At 69.3% G+C, this 16419-nt stretch carries 15 protein-coding genes; 7 read left to right on the forward strand and 8 right to left on the reverse strand.

Translation table 11 applies throughout. The features are described from left to right. The 7 genes from CX1_RS12565 to CX1_RS11430 form a co-directional block, all read left to right on the forward strand. The coding region (locus CX1_RS12565; RefSeq protein ID WP_060925703.1) for a hypothetical protein at positions 1-1740 on the forward strand (1740 nt) is incomplete at its 5' end. Next, complete coding sequence (murJ, locus tag CX1_RS11405; protein WP_082719342.1) at positions 1733-5323, forward strand: murein biosynthesis integral membrane protein MurJ; 3591 nt, start codon at positions 1733-1735, stop codon at positions 5321-5323. The genes CX1_RS12565 and murJ, both read left to right, overlap by 8 nt. Before the next feature lie 48 nt (positions 5324-5371). Then, entirely contained in the window at positions 5372-5983 is a 612-nt protein-coding gene (gene sigM, locus CX1_RS11410; protein WP_244465514.1) for an RNA polymerase sigma factor SigM, read from the forward strand. A 311-nt stretch (positions 5984-6294) separates the two neighbouring features. After that, the gene (locus tag CX1_RS11415) at positions 6295-6777 is read left to right on the forward strand and encodes an RsmA family anti-sigma factor (RefSeq protein ID WP_146780729.1); all 483 of its coding nucleotides are present in this window, start codon (positions 6295-6297) and stop codon (positions 6775-6777) included. Positions 6778-6888: 111 nt separating this feature from the next. Continuing rightward, on the forward strand, positions 6889-7818 hold the full coding sequence (gene trxB, locus CX1_RS11420; protein ID WP_060925706.1) for a thioredoxin-disulfide reductase: 930 nt from the start codon (positions 6889-6891) through the stop codon (positions 7816-7818). Between the two features lie 144 nt (positions 7819-7962). Further along, a complete protein-coding gene (gene trxA / locus CX1_RS11425; RefSeq protein ID WP_046650981.1) occupies positions 7963-8286 on the forward strand; it encodes a thioredoxin in 324 nt (107 codons plus the stop codon). Between the two features lie 70 nt (positions 8287-8356). Next, on the forward strand, positions 8357-9544 hold the full coding sequence (locus tag CX1_RS11430; protein ID WP_046650980.1) for an N-acetylmuramoyl-L-alanine amidase: 1188 nt from the start codon (positions 8357-8359) through the stop codon (positions 9542-9544). Here CX1_RS11430 and CX1_RS11435 read toward each other — a convergent pair. The 8 genes from CX1_RS11435 to rpmH form a co-directional block, all read right to left on the reverse strand. Next, on the reverse strand, positions 9502-10452 hold the full coding sequence (locus CX1_RS11435) for a hypothetical protein (protein WP_060925707.1): 951 nt from the start codon (positions 10450-10452) through the stop codon (positions 9502-9504). The two genes, CX1_RS11430 and CX1_RS11435, sit on opposite strands and share 43 nt — an antisense overlap. Before the next feature lie 13 nt (positions 10453-10465). After that, on the reverse strand, positions 10466-11752 hold the full coding sequence (locus tag CX1_RS11440) for a ParB/RepB/Spo0J family partition protein (RefSeq protein WP_060925708.1): 1287 nt from the start codon (positions 11750-11752) through the stop codon (positions 10466-10468). Between the two features lie 15 nt (positions 11753-11767). Continuing rightward, positions 11768-12694, reverse strand: a complete 927-nt coding sequence (locus CX1_RS11445) for a ParA family protein (protein ID WP_046650979.1) — start codon at positions 12692-12694, stop codon at positions 11768-11770. 310 nt (positions 12695-13004) lie between these two features. Continuing rightward, on the reverse strand, positions 13005-13646 hold the full coding sequence (gene rsmG / locus CX1_RS11450) for a 16S rRNA (guanine(527)-N(7))-methyltransferase RsmG (RefSeq protein WP_046650978.1): 642 nt from the start codon (positions 13644-13646) through the stop codon (positions 13005-13007). Between the two features lie 346 nt (positions 13647-13992). Beyond that, positions 13993-15222 (reverse strand): membrane protein insertase YidC, encoded by a 1230-nt coding sequence (gene yidC, locus CX1_RS11455; protein ID WP_046650977.1) that lies wholly within the window; start codon positions 15220-15222, stop codon positions 13993-13995. Positions 15223-15283: 61 nt separating this feature from the next. Beyond that, complete coding sequence (gene yidD / locus CX1_RS11460; protein ID WP_060925709.1) at positions 15284-15532, reverse strand: membrane protein insertion efficiency factor YidD; 249 nt, start codon at positions 15530-15532, stop codon at positions 15284-15286. A 58-nt stretch (positions 15533-15590) separates the two neighbouring features. Beyond that, positions 15591-15965, reverse strand: coding sequence for a ribonuclease P protein component (gene rnpA / locus CX1_RS11465; protein WP_046650976.1), 375 nt, complete (start codon positions 15963-15965; stop codon positions 15591-15593). 19 nt (positions 15966-15984) lie between these two features. Beyond that, on the reverse strand, positions 15985-16122 hold the full coding sequence (gene rpmH, locus CX1_RS11470) for a 50S ribosomal protein L34 (RefSeq protein WP_046650975.1): 138 nt from the start codon (positions 16120-16122) through the stop codon (positions 15985-15987). Positions 16123-16419 lie beyond the last annotated feature (297 nt).

Consider the following 16419-nt stretch of genomic DNA (forward strand, 5'->3'; position numbering starts at 1 on the left):
GGCGGCCGCCTCGACGGCCTGCTCGGCGCCCTGGAATCCGAGTTGGCTGGCCCCGCGGGTCCCGCGCTGCGCGGTTCGACGTGCGTGGCCGTGGATCCCGAGCTCCTCGACGTCGCCGACCGGATGAGCGCGGGCTACCGGATCGGGCCCGAGCGGCCCAGTCCCGTGCAGGGCAGCACGCGGCTGCGCGATTCCTGGGGCGCGGGCGACGACCTCGGCCTGCGCGACGGCCAGGGCGCCGATGCCGCGGCCGACTGGCTCGAGCGGCTCCGGGTCGCCACCCGCGACCTGTGCGTGGTCACGCTGCCGTGGTCGGGCGCCGAACTCAATGCGGTCGCGGCCACCGCCGATCCCGAGTTGGCCACGGAGGCCCTCGCCGTCGGCGGCGAGGTCGTCGAACGCGTGCTGGGCCGCGGCGCCCTCGATTCCGTCGTCATTCCGCCGGAGGGCTACCTCGACGCCGCGTCGGTGCCGGTCACGGCATTCGGCGACACCTCGCTGCCGGTCAGCGCCGCGGCGGCGTTCGAGTCGTCCCGCGGCGGCGACGGGATGTGGCCCCCGCCGAATGCGCGGACCACGTCGTTGGTCGCCGCGAATTCGCTGACCCTCGGCGACGGCCGCATCGCCCGTCCCGGCGAGACCGCCGAAATGGCGCCCGGCGCGTCGGCGTTCGGGCTGCCGGTGCCGCTGTCGGCGGCGCTGGCGGCGACGGGTTCCGCGCCGGAGGTGGCCGGGTACACGGCGCTGTCCGGCCGCCACGACCTCACCGCCGACTCCGGCACCGCCCGAATGCAGACGGCCGTGGGCACTCTGCGCCAGGAAATCTCCGATACGGCCGTGGCCGCGGGCGATCGCCCGGCCGCCCCGATCGTGGCCATGCCTCCGGCCGGCTGGTCCGCCGGCGGGGAAGAGGCGCGGGCGCTGCTACGGGCCGTGGCCGCCGCCTTCGACGACGGGATCGCGGAGCCGATGCAGCTCGGCGATGCCCTCGCCCATTCCGTGGAGCACCGGTGGTCCGGCCCCGCCCAGACGGCGTCGCCCAACCCCGATCCGGGGGCGATCTCCGGCACGGAGGTCAGCCGCGCGCGCCAACAATCCGGGTACCTCACCGACCTGACCGAGATGATGGCCAACGATCCCCAGGTGGCGCTCACCCGCCACGGTTTCACGCAGCCGCTGCGCCGCGACGTGCTGCGGGCGCTGAGCGGCACCGGGCGCCGCAACGCCGACGGCCACCTCGCCCGCACCGAACGTGCGGCGCAGACGATGTCGGGGATGGGCGAGATGCTCCAGCAGCTCCGCGATTCCGTGACCCTGGTCGCACCCGGCGGCGTCTACACCCGCGCCACCGACATGTCGCCGGTGGTCATCGTGGGCCGCAACGGGCTGCCCCTGCCGGTGCCCGCCTACGTGCGGGTGCGCGTCGGCGAGTCCGAGACCGCCGCCCGCCACGAGGCCCTGCTGCCCGCCAAGGGATCGCTGACGCTCCAGGTGACGCCGGAGGAACGCGAGGATTCCGGTGACCGGTCGCGCCGCGGCCAGCTGCACCTGTGGTTGGAGACCACCGACGGCCAGCGGATCTCGGCGCCGGTGGAGATCGTCGCCAGGACGGGGCCGAGCACCCGTTCGCTGATCGTCGCGTCGATCGTCCTGACCGTCGCGGTCGGGGTTTTCGCCGCCTGGCGGTCGGGACGATTCGAAGGATTCCGCCGAATTCGTCCACAATGGGGGCGTGACTGATCCCGAAGCGCCACATTCCGGGCAGCGCGGCCGCATTCGCCGGCCCGCGCCACCGGCGCCCGCTCCCGCGCCCCGCACCGCTCCCGCGGCGCGCCGCGAGGAGTCGGCCCCGATCCTGAATCGACCGCCGACCGGCGCGAACTCGCCCGGTGGGGCGGCCGGTGCCGGGCCCGCAGCTGCGGGCGCGGGCGTGGGCGGGGGCACCGCCCTCGCCACGGGCCCCGACGCGGACGCCGCACCGGCGACGGCAACGGCCACGGCAAGCGCGAAGACGGGCTCCGGCACCGCCAGCGACGCCGACGTCGTCCGCTCGACGGGTTCGATGGCCATCGCGACGCTGATCTCCCGCATCACCGGATTCCTGCGCAACGCCCTGATCGGCATCACGCTGGGCCCGGCGGTGGCGTCGGCGTTCAACGTCGCCAACACCCTGCCGAACCTCATCACCGAGATCGTGCTCGGCGCGGTGCTCACGTCGCTGGTCGTGCCGGTGCTGGTGCGCGCGCAGAAGGAAGACGCCGACGAGGGCGCCGCCTTCGTCCGCCGCCTGCTCACGCTGTCGCTGACGCTGCTGGGCGCGGTCACGGTCCTGGCGGTGATCGGCGCGCCGATATTGACGCGGATCAGCCTCAACGCCGACGGCGAGGTCAACGTCCCGCTATCGACGTCCTTCGCGTTCCTGTTGTTGCCGCAGATCGTCTTCTACGGCATATTTTCTCTGCTCATGGCGATATTGAACACCAAGGGGGTGTTCAAACCGGGGGCCTGGGCGCCGGTGGCCAACAACGTGGTGGCCATCGCGACGCTCCTGCTCTACTGGCTGCTGCCGGGAAGCCTGCCGAACGATCACCCGGGCACCATCACCGACCCGCACATCCTGCTGCTCGGGCTGGGCACCACGCTGGGCGTGGTCATCCAGGCGCTGATCATGATCCCGCCGCTGCGCAAGGCCGGCATCGACCTGCGCCCGTTGTGGGGCATCGACGACCGCCTGAAGCAGTTCGGCGGCATGGGCATCGCCATCGTGGCGTACGTGGCCATCTCGCAGGTCGGCTACATCATCACCACCCGCATCGCCTCGACCGCCGACGCCGCCGCGCCGACGGTGTACCAGCAGGCGTGGCTGCTGCTCCAGGTGCCCTACGGCATCATCGGCGTCACCCTGCTGACGGCAATCATGCCGCGACTGTCGCGCAACGCCGCCGACGGCGACGACCGGGCCGTCGTCCGCGATCTGTCGGTGGGCACGCGCCTGACCATGATCGCGCTGATCCCGATCGTCGTGTTCTTCACGGCCTTCGGCCAGCCGATCGCCAACGCGCTGTTCGCCTACGGCGAGTTCCCCAAGGAGACGGCCGACATCCTCGGCTGGACGCTGTCGTTCTCCGCGTTCACGCTCATCCCGTATGCGCTGGTGCTGCTGCACCTGCGCGTGTTCTACGCCCGGGAGGAGGCGTGGACCCCGACGTTCATCATCTTCGGCATCACCATCGTCAAGGTGCTGCTGTCGATGCTGGCGCCGGTGCTGGCCTCCGATCGCCAGCTCGTGGTGGTGCTGCTGGCCGCCGCCAACGGCTTCGGCTTCATCGCCGGCGCCATCATCGGCGCGCTGCTGCTGCGCCGCGTCCTGGGGCATCTGCGGGGCCGCGAGGTGCTCCGGACCAGCGCCTGGGCCTTGGGTGCGGCGGTCGTCGGCGGCGCCGTGGCCATGCTCGTCGATTGGGCGGCGGAGGAGTTCCTGTTCGGTTCCCTCGGCTCCATCGGCGCGCTGTTCCGCGTGGCCGTGTCCGGCGTCGTGTTCCTGGTGGTCACCGGGATCGTGCTGTCGCGCTCGCCGCTGCCGGAGGTGCGCACCCTCGGCGGCGCCCTGGGCCGCATTCCGGGCCTGCGCCGGTTCGCGCCGAAGGCGGTCGAGGCCCCGGGCGGTTCGGACGCCGACGCCGCCATCGCGGACACCTTCGCCGCGGGCCCCGAGGCCGCCGCCGGCGAGACCGCGGCACTGGCCAACGAGGGCTTCACCGCCTCGCCGCTGCTGCCGCCCATGCCGTCGGAGGCGTCCCGCCCGACGCGTTTCGTCCCCGGCGAGATGGTCTTCGGCGGCCGCTACCGCCTCCTGTCCGAGGAGGGCTCGCGCCCCGGCGTGCGTTTCTGGCGCGCGGTGGACCGCACGGGCAATGGCCGGACGGGCACCGACGGCACGCCGCTTCACGACGAAGTCGCCCTGACGTTCATCGACACCTTGGTTGCGCCGCACGTCGGCTACACGGCGCCCGGCGCTGCCGTGAAGATCTCCGAGGCGGCCAAGGCCCTGCGCCGCGTCGAGGGGCCGGGGCTCGCGCGCATCCGCGCCGTGCACCTGGGCCGCACCGACGTCATCGTCGCCGCCGATTGGGTGCCGGGCGTGCCGCTGTCGGCGGTGGGCGAGGGCACCAACGCCGACGCCGCCGCCGTGGCCGTGGCCGATCTGGCGGAGGCCGCCGGCCGCGCCCACGACAGGGGCATCGCGCTGGGCGCGGATGGGCTGGACCGCCTGCGCGTCAGCGTCGACGGCCGGGTGGCGCTGGCGTTCCCCGCGCCGCTGCCGGCGGCCGACGCCGACGAGGACCTCGAGGTCACCTGCCGCGCGCTGTCGTCGCTTCTCGACGGCTGCCGCCACGTCCCCGCCGACATCCGCGCCATTCTCGCCGCGGCCTCCCGCGAAGTCGACGGCGAATCGGCGTGGTCGCGGGCGTCGGAAAGCGGCATCGCCGGGGAGACCGGCGACCGCGATGGCTCCGCCGACCCCACGGGTGCCGAGGGCACCGAAAGCGCCGAACCGCGCAACCGGGGCCTGCGCCTGGCCGCCGGGCTGCGCGAGGCGGCGCTCGGCCCCGACTCCGGGCAGCTGCAGGTAATCGCCGAAGACGCCGACGCCCCGGACACCCCGGCGCGCCTGCGGCGCATCACCGGTGCGCAGCAGGGCCGGGCGTGGGGTTCCGGAGCGATCGTGGTGGGCTTCGTGCTCGTCGTCGCGCTGGTCCTGGCCGCCGTGTTCGCGTGGCTCAACCGCGCCGACGATGCGCCGCTGACGCCCGACTCCGTGCGCCGCGGCCCCGAAGTCGCCCAGGAGGCACTGCCCACCGGGCCCATCCGCCTGGTCGGCGCCGCCGAATGGCAGGCGGCCAACCCCAACCCGATCGCCGGGCCCGACGATCCCGGCGGGGCCGCGCTGATCATCGACGGCGACGACGCCACCTCGTGGACGACGTCGACGTACGACGCCCAATTCGGCGATGGGCCGATGGCGCTGAAGCCGGGCGTCGGCGTGACGCTGACCTTCCGCGTGGACGCCACCCCGGGTTCCGTGGCCATCACCGGGTCGCCGGGTGCGATGGTGCAGATCCGGTCCATTCCGGCCGCTCTCGCCGAGGAGGGCACCGGCGATCTCGGCGCCACGACGGTGGTGGGCGAGGGCCGGCTCGGGACGGGCGAGACGACCATCGAGCTGACCGGCGCCCCGAAGTCGCGCCACTTGCTCATCTGGGTCGGCGAACTGCCGATGCCCCAGCCGGCCTCCATCGCCGAGGTGACGGTGCAGCGCTGACGCGCGGCCCGAATGGCGCGCCCGCCCCACCCGTGGTGGGATGGGCGCGTGAACTTCGGGGGGAGGGTCACCGCGCCGCCGGCGCCGGTGGACCGCAGGGACGGGGAATCGGTCGACGACCGCGGCGATCTCGAGCTGTTGACCGCGCATCTGGCCGGCGACGCACGGGCTTTTCCGGCGCTCGTCCACAGGCACGAGAAGCAGTTGTGGTGGACGGCGCTGCGGCATTCGCGCACGGAATCGGACGCCGCCGACGCGATGCAGGAGGCGCTGGTCAAGGCCCTGCGCAATGCGCCGGCGTTCCGCCGCGACTCGTCGGTGATCACGTGGCTTCACCGCATCGTGGTCAACAGCTGCCACGACCGGATGCGGGGCCGCCACGGCCCGCCGGACGGCGTCGTCGACGAGCGCGCCACGCCGGGCATCAGCGAGGACGTGTCCGGGGACCCCTCGCTGACCGTGGTGATGCGCCAGGCGATGTCGCGCCTGCCGGAGGAGCAGCGCAACGTCATCCTCGAAGTCGACGTGATGGGCTGGCCGCTGGCCGACGTCGCCCGCCGGCTCGGCATTCCCGAGGGCACGGTCAAGAGCCGCCGCGCCCGCGCCCGCGCGACCCTGCGCCGCCAGTTGCGCCGACTCGAAGCCGAGGTGGCCCGATGACACCCATCCGCCCGGAGCCCGCCCGTCACGGACGGGCGCATCATGGCCGGCCGCATCATGGCGGGCTGCAACATGACGGGCTGCAACATGACGGGCCCGTCCCCCTGGACGCGGTGTCCCTCGACCCGGTGCTCCTCGACGACGCCGCCCTCGAATCTCTCGCGGCTTCGTTGCTGTGCGACGAAGCCCCGCCTGCGTACGTCCACGAACTCTGGCGGCGGGACCACGGGGCGCACGACGACGCGGACGATCCCCGGCGGAGCATCCTGCGGGCCGGAAAAACCGGGGGATCCGGGGAAGCCGGGACAGCCATGGGAACGCGCATGGCCCCGGTGCTGCGGCTGCGGCGCCGCTTCTCGGCCACCGCGCCCGTCACAGTCACCGCCGCCACCGCCGCAACGGCAGCCGCAGCGGCCGCCGTTCTTCTCGTCGCCGGTGCCGGGATCTTCCCGCACCCGTGGACGGGGGCCGGGGACGGGCCGTCGCAAAGCCAACCGGCGCAACCCGACATCGACCTGGCGGCCCTCGGCCCCGCGGTCGGCGCGGCGATGGGGGAGCGCGACCTCGGCGGACTCGACGATCCCGCGCTGGCCGACGCCTGCCTGTCCGCCCACGATGAAGCCCCCGACGCCCTGCTCGGCGCCGCGCCCGTGGCCCACGGGGAACGCGTGGGGCAGCTGTTCGTGTTGTCGACGGGAATTCCCGGGCGCGTGACGGTGTTGTTGACCCTGAACACCTGCGGGAGCGAACCCGGGCCACCGGTCGTGCACGAGCAGATCGGGGCACCCGGGTAGGCTGCCGCAGGAGACGACGACGCGCGAACCGGAGGCACCGCCGGCCGGGAACCGCCGCGCCGCAACAGCGAAACGCCACGTCAGATGGCACCCACCAGGAGGATCGAAGCTATGACCGACACCATCCACGACGTCATCATCGTCGGCTCCGGCCCCGCCGGATACACCGCCGCCATCTACGCCGCCCGCGCCGAGCTCAAGCCCGTCGTGTTCGAGGGCGTCGAGTTCGGCGGATCGCTGATGACGACCACGGAGGTGGAGAACTTCCCGGGCTTCGCCGAAGGCATCCAGGGTCCCGACCTCATGGACCAGATGCGCGCCCAGGCCGAGCGCTTCGGCGCCGACCTGCGCATGGAGCTCGTCGACCGCATGGACCTGACCGGCGACGTGAAGTCCGTGTGGGTCGGCGAGGAGGAGCACAAGGGCCGTACCGTCATCCTCGCGATGGGCGCCGCCCCCCGCTACCTCGGCGCGCCCGGCGAGCAGGAACTGCTCGGCCACGGCGTCAGCTCCTGCGCCACCTGCGACGGCTTCTTCTTCCGCGACCACGACATCGCCGTCATCGGCGGCGGCGACTCCGCCATGGAAGAGGCGACGTTCCTGACCAAGTTCGCCAAGTCGGTGACCATCGTCCACCGCCGCGAGGAGTTCCGCGCCTCCGCGATCATGCTCGAGCGCGCCAAGAACAACGACAAGATCCGCTTCGCCACCAACAAGACCGTCGAGCGCGTCGTCGGCGAGGGGTCGGTCGCGGCCCTGGAGCTGAAGGACACCGTCACCGGCGAAACCTCGGAGCTGCCCGTCACCGCGATGTTCGTCGCCATCGGCCACGACCCCCGTTCCCAGATGGTCGCCGGCCAGATCGACCTGGACGAGTCCGGCTACGTCAAGGTCGACTCCCCGTCCACGCGCACCTCGCTGCCGGGCGTCTTCGCCGCCGGCGACTTGGTGGACTCGCACTACCAGCAGGCCATTTCCGCCGCCGGCACCGGCTGCACCGCCGCCATCGACGCCGAGCACTACCTGGCCGCGCTGGGGTAACCGGGACGGCGGGTCGGTCGTTTGCCGGTGTCCAGGCGGGACGACCACACGGCACCGACTTCCGTGGCGGGAACGAAGACCCCTTGATCACCGGCCCAGCCCTGATATACTTCCCCAATATAAAATCGCGTAACTTTTAGGAGAATCATGTCCGTCGTTCACGTCACCGCGGAGAACTTCAAGTCCACCGTCATCGAGTCCGACAAGCCCGTGCTCGTCGACTTCTGGGCCGACTGGTGCGGCCCGTGCCGCAAGCTGGCCCCCGTCATCGAGGAGCTGGCCGCCGAGATGGGCGACCAGGCCGTGATCGCCAAGTGCGACATCGAGGCCGAGCGCACCCTCGCCGCCATGTTCCAGATCATGTCCATTCCGGCGCTGCTGATCTTCAAGGGCGGCCAGAAGGTCGACGAGATCGTCGGCGTCAAGCCCAAGGCGGACATCCGCCGAAAGGTTGAAGCTCAGCTCTAGCTGGTAGCGTGTGACCAGTGGGCGCCCGTCGGTGGCGACCATCGGAACACGTGAAGGAAGGGGACGCCCGGTGCCGGAGTATCTGCAGGTGGGGGAGCGATCGCCGCGTGTTGCGGAGGTGCGCACCACCCTGGCGAAACTCGGTATGCTGCCGGGCTACGACGGCGACGCCCTCACGCAGGATTCGCCGCAGTGGAGCGGCGACGACGATCTTTTCGACGCCGAGCTCCACGCCGCTCTGCTGGCGTTCCAGCAGTCCCGCGGCATCTACGCCGATGGCGTGATCCGCGATTCGACGCTGCGCTCGCTGCGCGAGGCGTCGTACGTTCTCGGTGCCCGCGTGCTGTCCTTCGACCCGCTCGCGCCGATGACAGGCGACGACATCAGCAAACTGCAGGAAGTGCTGCAGGAGCTCGGGTTCTTCGACACCCGCGTCGACGGCCACTTCGGTCCGCTCACCGACGCCGCCGTGCGCGAGTACCAGATCAACTACGGCCTGGAGCCCGACGGCATCTGCGGCCCGGTGACGTTCCGCGCCCTGAGCTACCTCGGGCGCCGGGTCACGGGCGGATCGCACGTCGCCATGCACGAGCGTGAAGCGGTCCGGGCGGCCGGCCCGAAGCTGTCGGGCAAGCGCATCGTCATCGACCCCGGCTGCAGCGCCAACGACCCCGGCATGACGGTGCAGGGCCCGTACGGCGCCATCACGGAGGAGGAGATCCTCTGGGATCTCGCCTCCCGCGTGGAAGGCCGCATGGTCGCCGCAGGAGCCGAAACGATCCTGTCGCGGCCCCGCACGGGCGATCCGTCGATCGAGGAGCGGGCCGACATGGCCAACGCCTTCGGCGCCGACGTGATGATTTCCCTGCGCGCCGACCGGTACCCGAATGAACTCGCGTCGGGTCTGGCCACCTTCTACTTCGGTTCGATCGTCGGCAACAGCTCGATTCTGGGCCAACAGCTGTCCGGTCTGGTGCAGCGCGAGATCGTCGCGCGCACTCCGCTGGCCGATTGCCGCACGCACGCGCGCACGTGGGATCTGATGCGACTGACGCGGATGCCCACCGTGGAGATCGTGGTCGGTTACCTGACCAACCCGCACGACGTCTCCGTGCTCACCTCGCCGGAACACCGCGACCAGATCGCCGAGGCGATCGTCGTCGGCGTCAAGCGCCTGTACCTCACCGAAGAGGACGATCAGCCGTTGACCGGCACCTACAGCTTCGTCGAACTCCTGGAAGCGGAGAAGGACGCGTAGAACTGCGCGGCCACCAGCTGGTCGAGCGCGTCGGTGACGGCCGCCGACCAGTCCAGGTCGGGGTCGATGTCGCGTCGCAGGCGGGGATGGGTCTGGTGGGGGGCCACCACGGTGAACCCGGAGTTGATCAGGACCCTCGTGGGGATGACGTCGCCGGCGGCGTGATTGATCGCGCCGAGCGCCCCCGATTCGCAGCGGTGGGGAGTGCGCGGCGCGTCGACGGCGTGGAGGATCGACTCGGTCAGCGTCATCTCCTCCCGGGGGATGGGGCGCGCTTCGTCGTCGCCGCCGCCGGAGCAGCCGAATGCCTCGACGGCCTTTACGCCGCGCCCCGCCAGGTGGGCGACGACGGCATCGATCAACGCCTCTTCGATGCCCTGGTCGGCCACGATCGGGTCGATGTGCAGGCTCGTCAGCATGACGGCATCCGGGGACACGGGCCCCGTGGGCATGCGCCGGGAAGTCGGGACGAAGCGCGGCGGCGCGAAGAGCAAGGTGGCCATGACGCCGTTGCCGGATGGCTCGGCCATGCTGAAACCGCACAATCCCCAGTCGACGCGCACCCGGTTGAGCCAGAACTCCTTCTCCAGCTCGGCATCGATGCCACCACGGGTGCGCGAGTCGCCCGATAGAGGCCCCAGAGGGTCCTGAGGGCCTCCGGAACCCATGGACCCCACTCCCGGGCGATCATGGCCTCCCGGGCGCCCTGGCCCCGTCTGCAGGCCCATTTTCCGCCATGGATTGCCGACCACGCGGTTCGGATCGGCTTCGGGAGTCGCATCCCCGGCCGGGACCGAATCCGCCAGGGGACGTTCGGGTTCGATTTCCCAGAACAGGCTGCGCAGGGTCCCGGGGTGGATCGTGCGGCGGTTCGCCAGATCGATCGGGCGGATGAATCCGGAGGACATTGTGGTGCCCCGTTCAGTCCCGGTCGGCGTCGATGAGGGACATGATCCTGTCGAAGTCCTCCAGATCGCCGAATTCGATGACGATGCGCCCCTTCCTCTTGCCCATCGTGGCCGACACCTTCGTGTCGAAGTTGTCCGACAACCGGTCGGCCCAGACGGTGAGGCGCTCCGGCTGGGGGAGGGGTTCCCGCTTGCGGCGACCCGCGGCTTCGTCGCCCCGGTTGATCAGGGTGACGGCCTCTTCGGTCGCCCGGACGGACATGCCTTCGGCCACGACCCGGTCGGCGAGCATCGACTGGTCCGCCGTACCCGTCTTGACGCCGAGCAGCGCGCGGGCATGGCCGGCGGTGAGCACGCCCGCGGCGACGCGTCGCTGGACGTCCACGGGAAGCTGCAGCAACCGGATCATGTTCGTGATTGCGGGCCGGGAACGTCCGATCCGATCGGCGAGCTCGGCCTGCGTGACCTCGAACTCCTCGAGCAACTGCTGGTACGCCGCCGCCTCTTCGAGCGGATTGAGCTGCACGCGGTGAATGTTCTCCAACAGGGCGTCGCGGAGCATCGACGAGTCGGACGTCTCGCGGACGATCGCGGGGATCGCGTCGAGCCCGGCGAGCTGGCTGGCCCGCCAGCGACGCTCGCCCATGATGATCTCGAACTCGGGTTGCGGCGCACGCGGATCCCGTGCCCGCGCTTCCTCGAGGGTCTTGGCCCGGACGTCGTCGCCGATCGGTCGTACGACGATCGGCTGCATGAGCCCGAACTCGCCGATCGAGTGGGCGAGCTCCTTCAGCGGCTCTTCGTCGAAAACCTCGCGAGGCTGACGAGGATTCGGGACGATCAGCGGAAGTGCAATCTCCCGGTACGTCGCACCGATCCCTTCGGCCCCGACCGACGAACCGTCCGTCGCCCCGCCGGTCGTCTTCGCTGAGCCATCGGAACGGCGCGCCGACTGAGTCGATGTTTCACGTGAAACTTCAGCTGACGCTTTACGACGATTCGACGTTCCGTCACTGTGACGTTTTATACCAGACTCCCTGGACGAGTCAGTTCCGTCACTGTGACGCTTCTCGGTTCGGGCGTTCCCGTCCCGATCACCGGACGATCGCCCATTGCCGGCACGGGAGGAACCACCGCGGTCATCACGCGACCGATCCTCGGCGCCGGCACCCTTGGGGCCGAAAATGATGTCGGCGGCGCTGTCACCCACCGACGGGTTCTGCTCGGGCGCGGTCGGGATGAGCGCCGCCAGACCACGGCCGAGCCCGCCGCGGCGGGTCTCCTTCTTGTCCTGGGCCATAGTGTCGTCCTCCAACTACTGGTTATCGGGAGCGACGCCGATGGCGCCGCTGCTGGGGGAGGGGAGATAGTCGCCGCGGCCGGCGAGCTCCTTCGCCGCGTCCATGTAGGCGAGAGCGCCACGCGACCCGGGGTCGTAGCTGATGATCGTTTTGCCGTAACCCGGGGCCTCCGACACCTTCACCGACCGGGGGATCACGTTGCGCAGCACCGCATCGCCGAAGTGCCGGCGCACCTCATTCGCCACCTCGTCGGCCAACTTCGTGCGGCCGTCGTACATAGTCAACAAGACCGCCGAGATATGCAGATCCGGGTTGAGGTGCTGGCGGATCATTTCCACGTTGTTGAGCAACTGGGTGACGCCCTCCAATGCGTAAAACTCGCACTGGATCGGAATGATGACCTCCGATGCGGCGGTCATGGAGTTCAGCGTCAACAGACCCAGGGAAGGCGGGCAGTCGATGATCAGGTAATCGAAACCCTCCTCCTCGAGGAACTCATCGGTGATCGCCTGCCGAAGACGGCGTTCCCGATTGAAGAGGTTCACTAGCTCAATCTCGGAGCCGGCGAGGTCGAGGGTGGCGGGAATGCACCAGAGGTTCTCGTTCTCCGGGGACTGCTGCATGGCTTCCGCCGGAGCAACCTCGCCGATCAGGACTTCATACGTCGAGATGGTTCCACTACGATGATCGACGTCGACCGCAGTCGATGCGTTTCCCTGCGGGTCGTTGTCGATGAGCAGAACCTTGAGCCCATGATGCGCCAGTGCGGACGCGAAATTGACCGCCGACGTGGTCTTGCCGACTCCGCCCTTCTGGTTGGCGAAGGCTATGCGGCGCGTCTTCTCCGGCTTAGGCAGAGTCGGCCGGTTCGGGCCCTTCACCTGCGCCGCCCGTCGCGCCGCTGCAGCGATTGGCGAATCTTCCCACGAATTGCGGGCCATTGAACATCCCCTTTAATTCCGGATCGACACCGGGTATCGCGCCAACACAGGGTCGGCCTACATGCACGACGGACCACCAGGGGGAGAGCCCCATGGGGTCCGAGGTCTGGCACTCACTCTAGCCCCTCTTCCGGATCCCCCTCAACGCCCGGGAAGAGATCAGATGTTTCACGTGAAACCGCGCGGGGAAGTAGGAACCCGCAGCACGACACAGCCTGAGCGTGGAGTGTTGTTTCACGTGAAACATGCGGACTGTACGAGAATGTGCCCGGACGAAAACCCGAGGAGGAACGACTCAACGTCAGCCGGACTAGTTCTTTCGGATCTCCACGACGTAGGTGGGCGTATCCAGCAGCCCCTTTCCGACCTCGACGATGCGCGGCGACTCGCCCTTCGACTTTCGGATCTGCTTCGCATCCCGTTCGATCTCTTCGGCGGCCGAAAAGCCCTTCATCGCGATCATGTGCCCACCGGTCTTCACGAGAGGCAGGGACCAGCCGGCCAGCTTGCCCAGCGGTGCCACGGCGCGGGAGGTGACCACGTCGACGAGTCCAACCTCCTTGCGAACGGTCTTCTCTTCAGCTCGCCCCCGAAGCACCGTGACATTGGAAAGACCGAGATCCGCGACGACCTCATCCAGGAACGTCGTACGGCGCAGCAACGGTTCCACGAGAATCACCGAAACATCCGGGCGGGCGATCGCCAGAGGAATTCCGGGCAGGCCGGCACCCGAACCAATGTCGGCGACAACGGCACCTTCCGGGATCACGTCCGCGAGCGCCGCGCAGTTGAGAATGTGGCGATCCCACAAGCGGGGAACCTCCCGAGGGCCGATGAGGCCCCGGACCGTCGCGTGCTCGGCGAGCCACGCGTGATACTGCTCGGCGACATCGGCTCGATCACCGAAAGCCGCGTCGATGGCCTCGTCAGGACGAGAATCGGGTTCGCCCACGGCGGCAGGGGAGTGGGTATCGTTTCGCTCTGCCTCGCGATCCGCTGACGTTACGGTTCCCGCACCCTCCGCATTCTCCACAACATCCGCAACTTCATTCTTCTGGGAATCCAACACTGCCACTCCTTCGCACGATGTTTCACGTGAAACCACGCCAATCTGCCCACGATCTTGCCACGAACGAACGGCGTGACCCATTCGCGCGAATTACAGGCCTGGGATTCATGCCTGTGCTTTTCGACCAACACCGTTCGAGCGGCTGGCCCGAGACAGCAAAGAACCCGCCCCACCTCTCGGTGGAACGGGTTCTTCTCAGTTCACGTAGACGGGAAGCGAACGGCGGTCGCTACCTCTTGCCCTTGCGCTTCTTCCGACTCCCGCCCTGCTCTCGCTGAACCGGCTTCTGGCCCGGAGTCGGCTTCGCGGGGGCCGCATCCGCCGCATCCGGGCCGGCAGCCGAATCGGCCACGGCATCGGAGTCGGGCGCCGCAGTGGCTTCATTGGCCGAGTCATCGGCGACCGGCGCAGCCGCGCCCTCCACCGCGTTCCGCGACTTCGCCGGAGACTCCGGAAGATGGCTCTTCTTCGTGACCTTCTTGCCGCCCTTCTTCGGGTTGACCGGCTTCACGCCGACCTTGGGGGCCATCTTCTCCTGGGAGATGCGCTTGGCCTCCTTCTCGGCCTCAATCTCCGCGGCTTCTTCACGATCGATCTTGGCGAAGATGTACTTCTGCTGGAAGTAGGTCCACACGTTGTTGGTGACCATGTAGACGAGCAGGCCGATGTGCCACAGGAAGCCCGTCGCCAGAATCATGATGGGCATGAACCAGAGCATCATCTTGTTCATCATGTCCATCTGCTGGCCCATCATGCCCTCCTGCTGCTGCTGGAGGCCGGCCGCCTGACGACGCTTGGTGCGCGAGATGGACATGCGCGCGTTGAAGTGAATGGTCGCCGCCGAAATGATCATCAGCGGGATGGCCACGATCATGATGTCGGTGCGCGTGAAGTCCGCGGCTGTGCCCGGCTCGGTGAAGGCCGCGTACTGCGACTCGTCCATGCCGACGGAGCCGGACAGCGGAGCGTTGAACACGCGGGCGAGGAGGAACGAGCGGACGTTCTCGACGTCGAAGAAGTAGTTCGACGTGTTCCAGTTCTGCTCGACCGTCATCGAGTCCTGGCCGACGGCCGCGCCACCCTCGCCGGTGCGGTTGAACGAGCGAAGCACGTGGAACAGGCCGATGAACACCGGCATCTGGACCAGCAGCGGCAGACAGCCGGCAAGGGGGTTGACGCCCATCTCCTTCTGGAGCTTGCGCATCTCCAGGGCCTGGGCCTGTTGGTCGTTCTTGTACTTCTTCTTGATTTCCGCCATCTTCGGCTGCATCTTCTGCATCTTGATGGCGGAACGCTGCTGCTTGAGCATCGGCTTGATCAGCAAAATTCGGATGGTGGCCACCAGAAGCATGATGGCCAGCACCCAGGAAATTCCTGATGCGGGGTCCAGGAACAGGCCCATGGCCTGATGCCAGAACCAGAGTACGGCCGAAATCGGCCAATAGACGAAGTTAAGCACGGTCTGGTGTCTCTCCTGTCGTGGGGGATTGCGGCCGTCTACGTGTCAGCCTCCGCCCAGGTTACCCGTGCATCCTCCGCCACCAGGAACCCAGGCCGGGATAGGTGCGGGGGACCGGATCCCAGCCCCCGGGATGCCACGGAGCGCATCGCCCGATGCGCAGAAGCGCCAGCCACAGTCCGCGGATGGCGCCGTAACGGCGGACGGCTTCGAGCCCGTAGGCCGAGCAGGTCGGTTCGTACCGGCACGAGCCGGAGCCCTTGGCGGGCGAAATGCGCCGCCGGTAAAAGAGGATGGCGCTTTCGGCCATGCGGGCGAGGGGACCACGGGCTTGCTTTGCGACGGAGCCGGCGGAACCGTCGGGACGCTCAGTCGCGTCGGGCCCGTGAGAGTGCTTTGCGCACATCTGCGGCCAACTCCTCGCTGGTGGCGGTGGCGGCGGCGGGCAGGGCGCGAATGACCATGTCGACGCCGCTGGGGACGTCGTCAAGCAGGGGCAGCACCACGTGCCGGAGCTTGCGGGTCACCGCATGCCGCACCACCGAATTGCCGACGCCCTTGGAAACGACGAAACCGACGCGCGGCCCCCCGGAACGGGAGATCTGCGCGTCGGCGTCATGGCCGCCGGCGTCGGCGGCATCGCGGTAATGCAGGACGATGGTCCTGCGTCCGAGCCTGCGGCCCCTGCGCACCGTGACGGCGAAATCGCCGGAACGGTGCAGCTTATGCTGCGACGGGAGCAACGGACTCGGCTGACCGGTGCTACGCGGTCAGGCGGGCGCGGCCCTTGTTGCGGCGGGCGGCGACCACGGCGCGGCCCGAACGGGTGCGCATGCGGGTACGGAAGCCGTGCACGCGGGCACGACGGCGGTTATTCGGCTGGAACGTCCGCTTCGACACGGGTGACACTCCTTGGGATTCAGGGGCGTGGCACACACGGGAAAACCCGATGACCAGCCCATACGATTGTTTTCACACCCGTCGGGGAACGCAACCGGCATGTGCCGGACGTTGCCGTCGACGGGCCCGCGAGGCGCAGAACCCGACGGTGCCGGGACCCGCGCAGTGCGGTGAACACATCGGCGACCCAGGGCGCACCCGGGGTCGCGGATATGACAGACCCGATCAGGGTACGTGGAGCGGGGCGGCGAATACAAATCCGGCGGCCCCCGGCGCGTCGCGGTGGACGACGGCGAC

Origin of the sequence: Corynebacterium xerosis NBRC 16721 = ATCC 373, assembly GCF_001552415.1 — a bacterium.
GTDB lineage: Bacteria > Actinomycetota > Actinomycetes > Mycobacteriales > Mycobacteriaceae > Corynebacterium > Corynebacterium xerosis.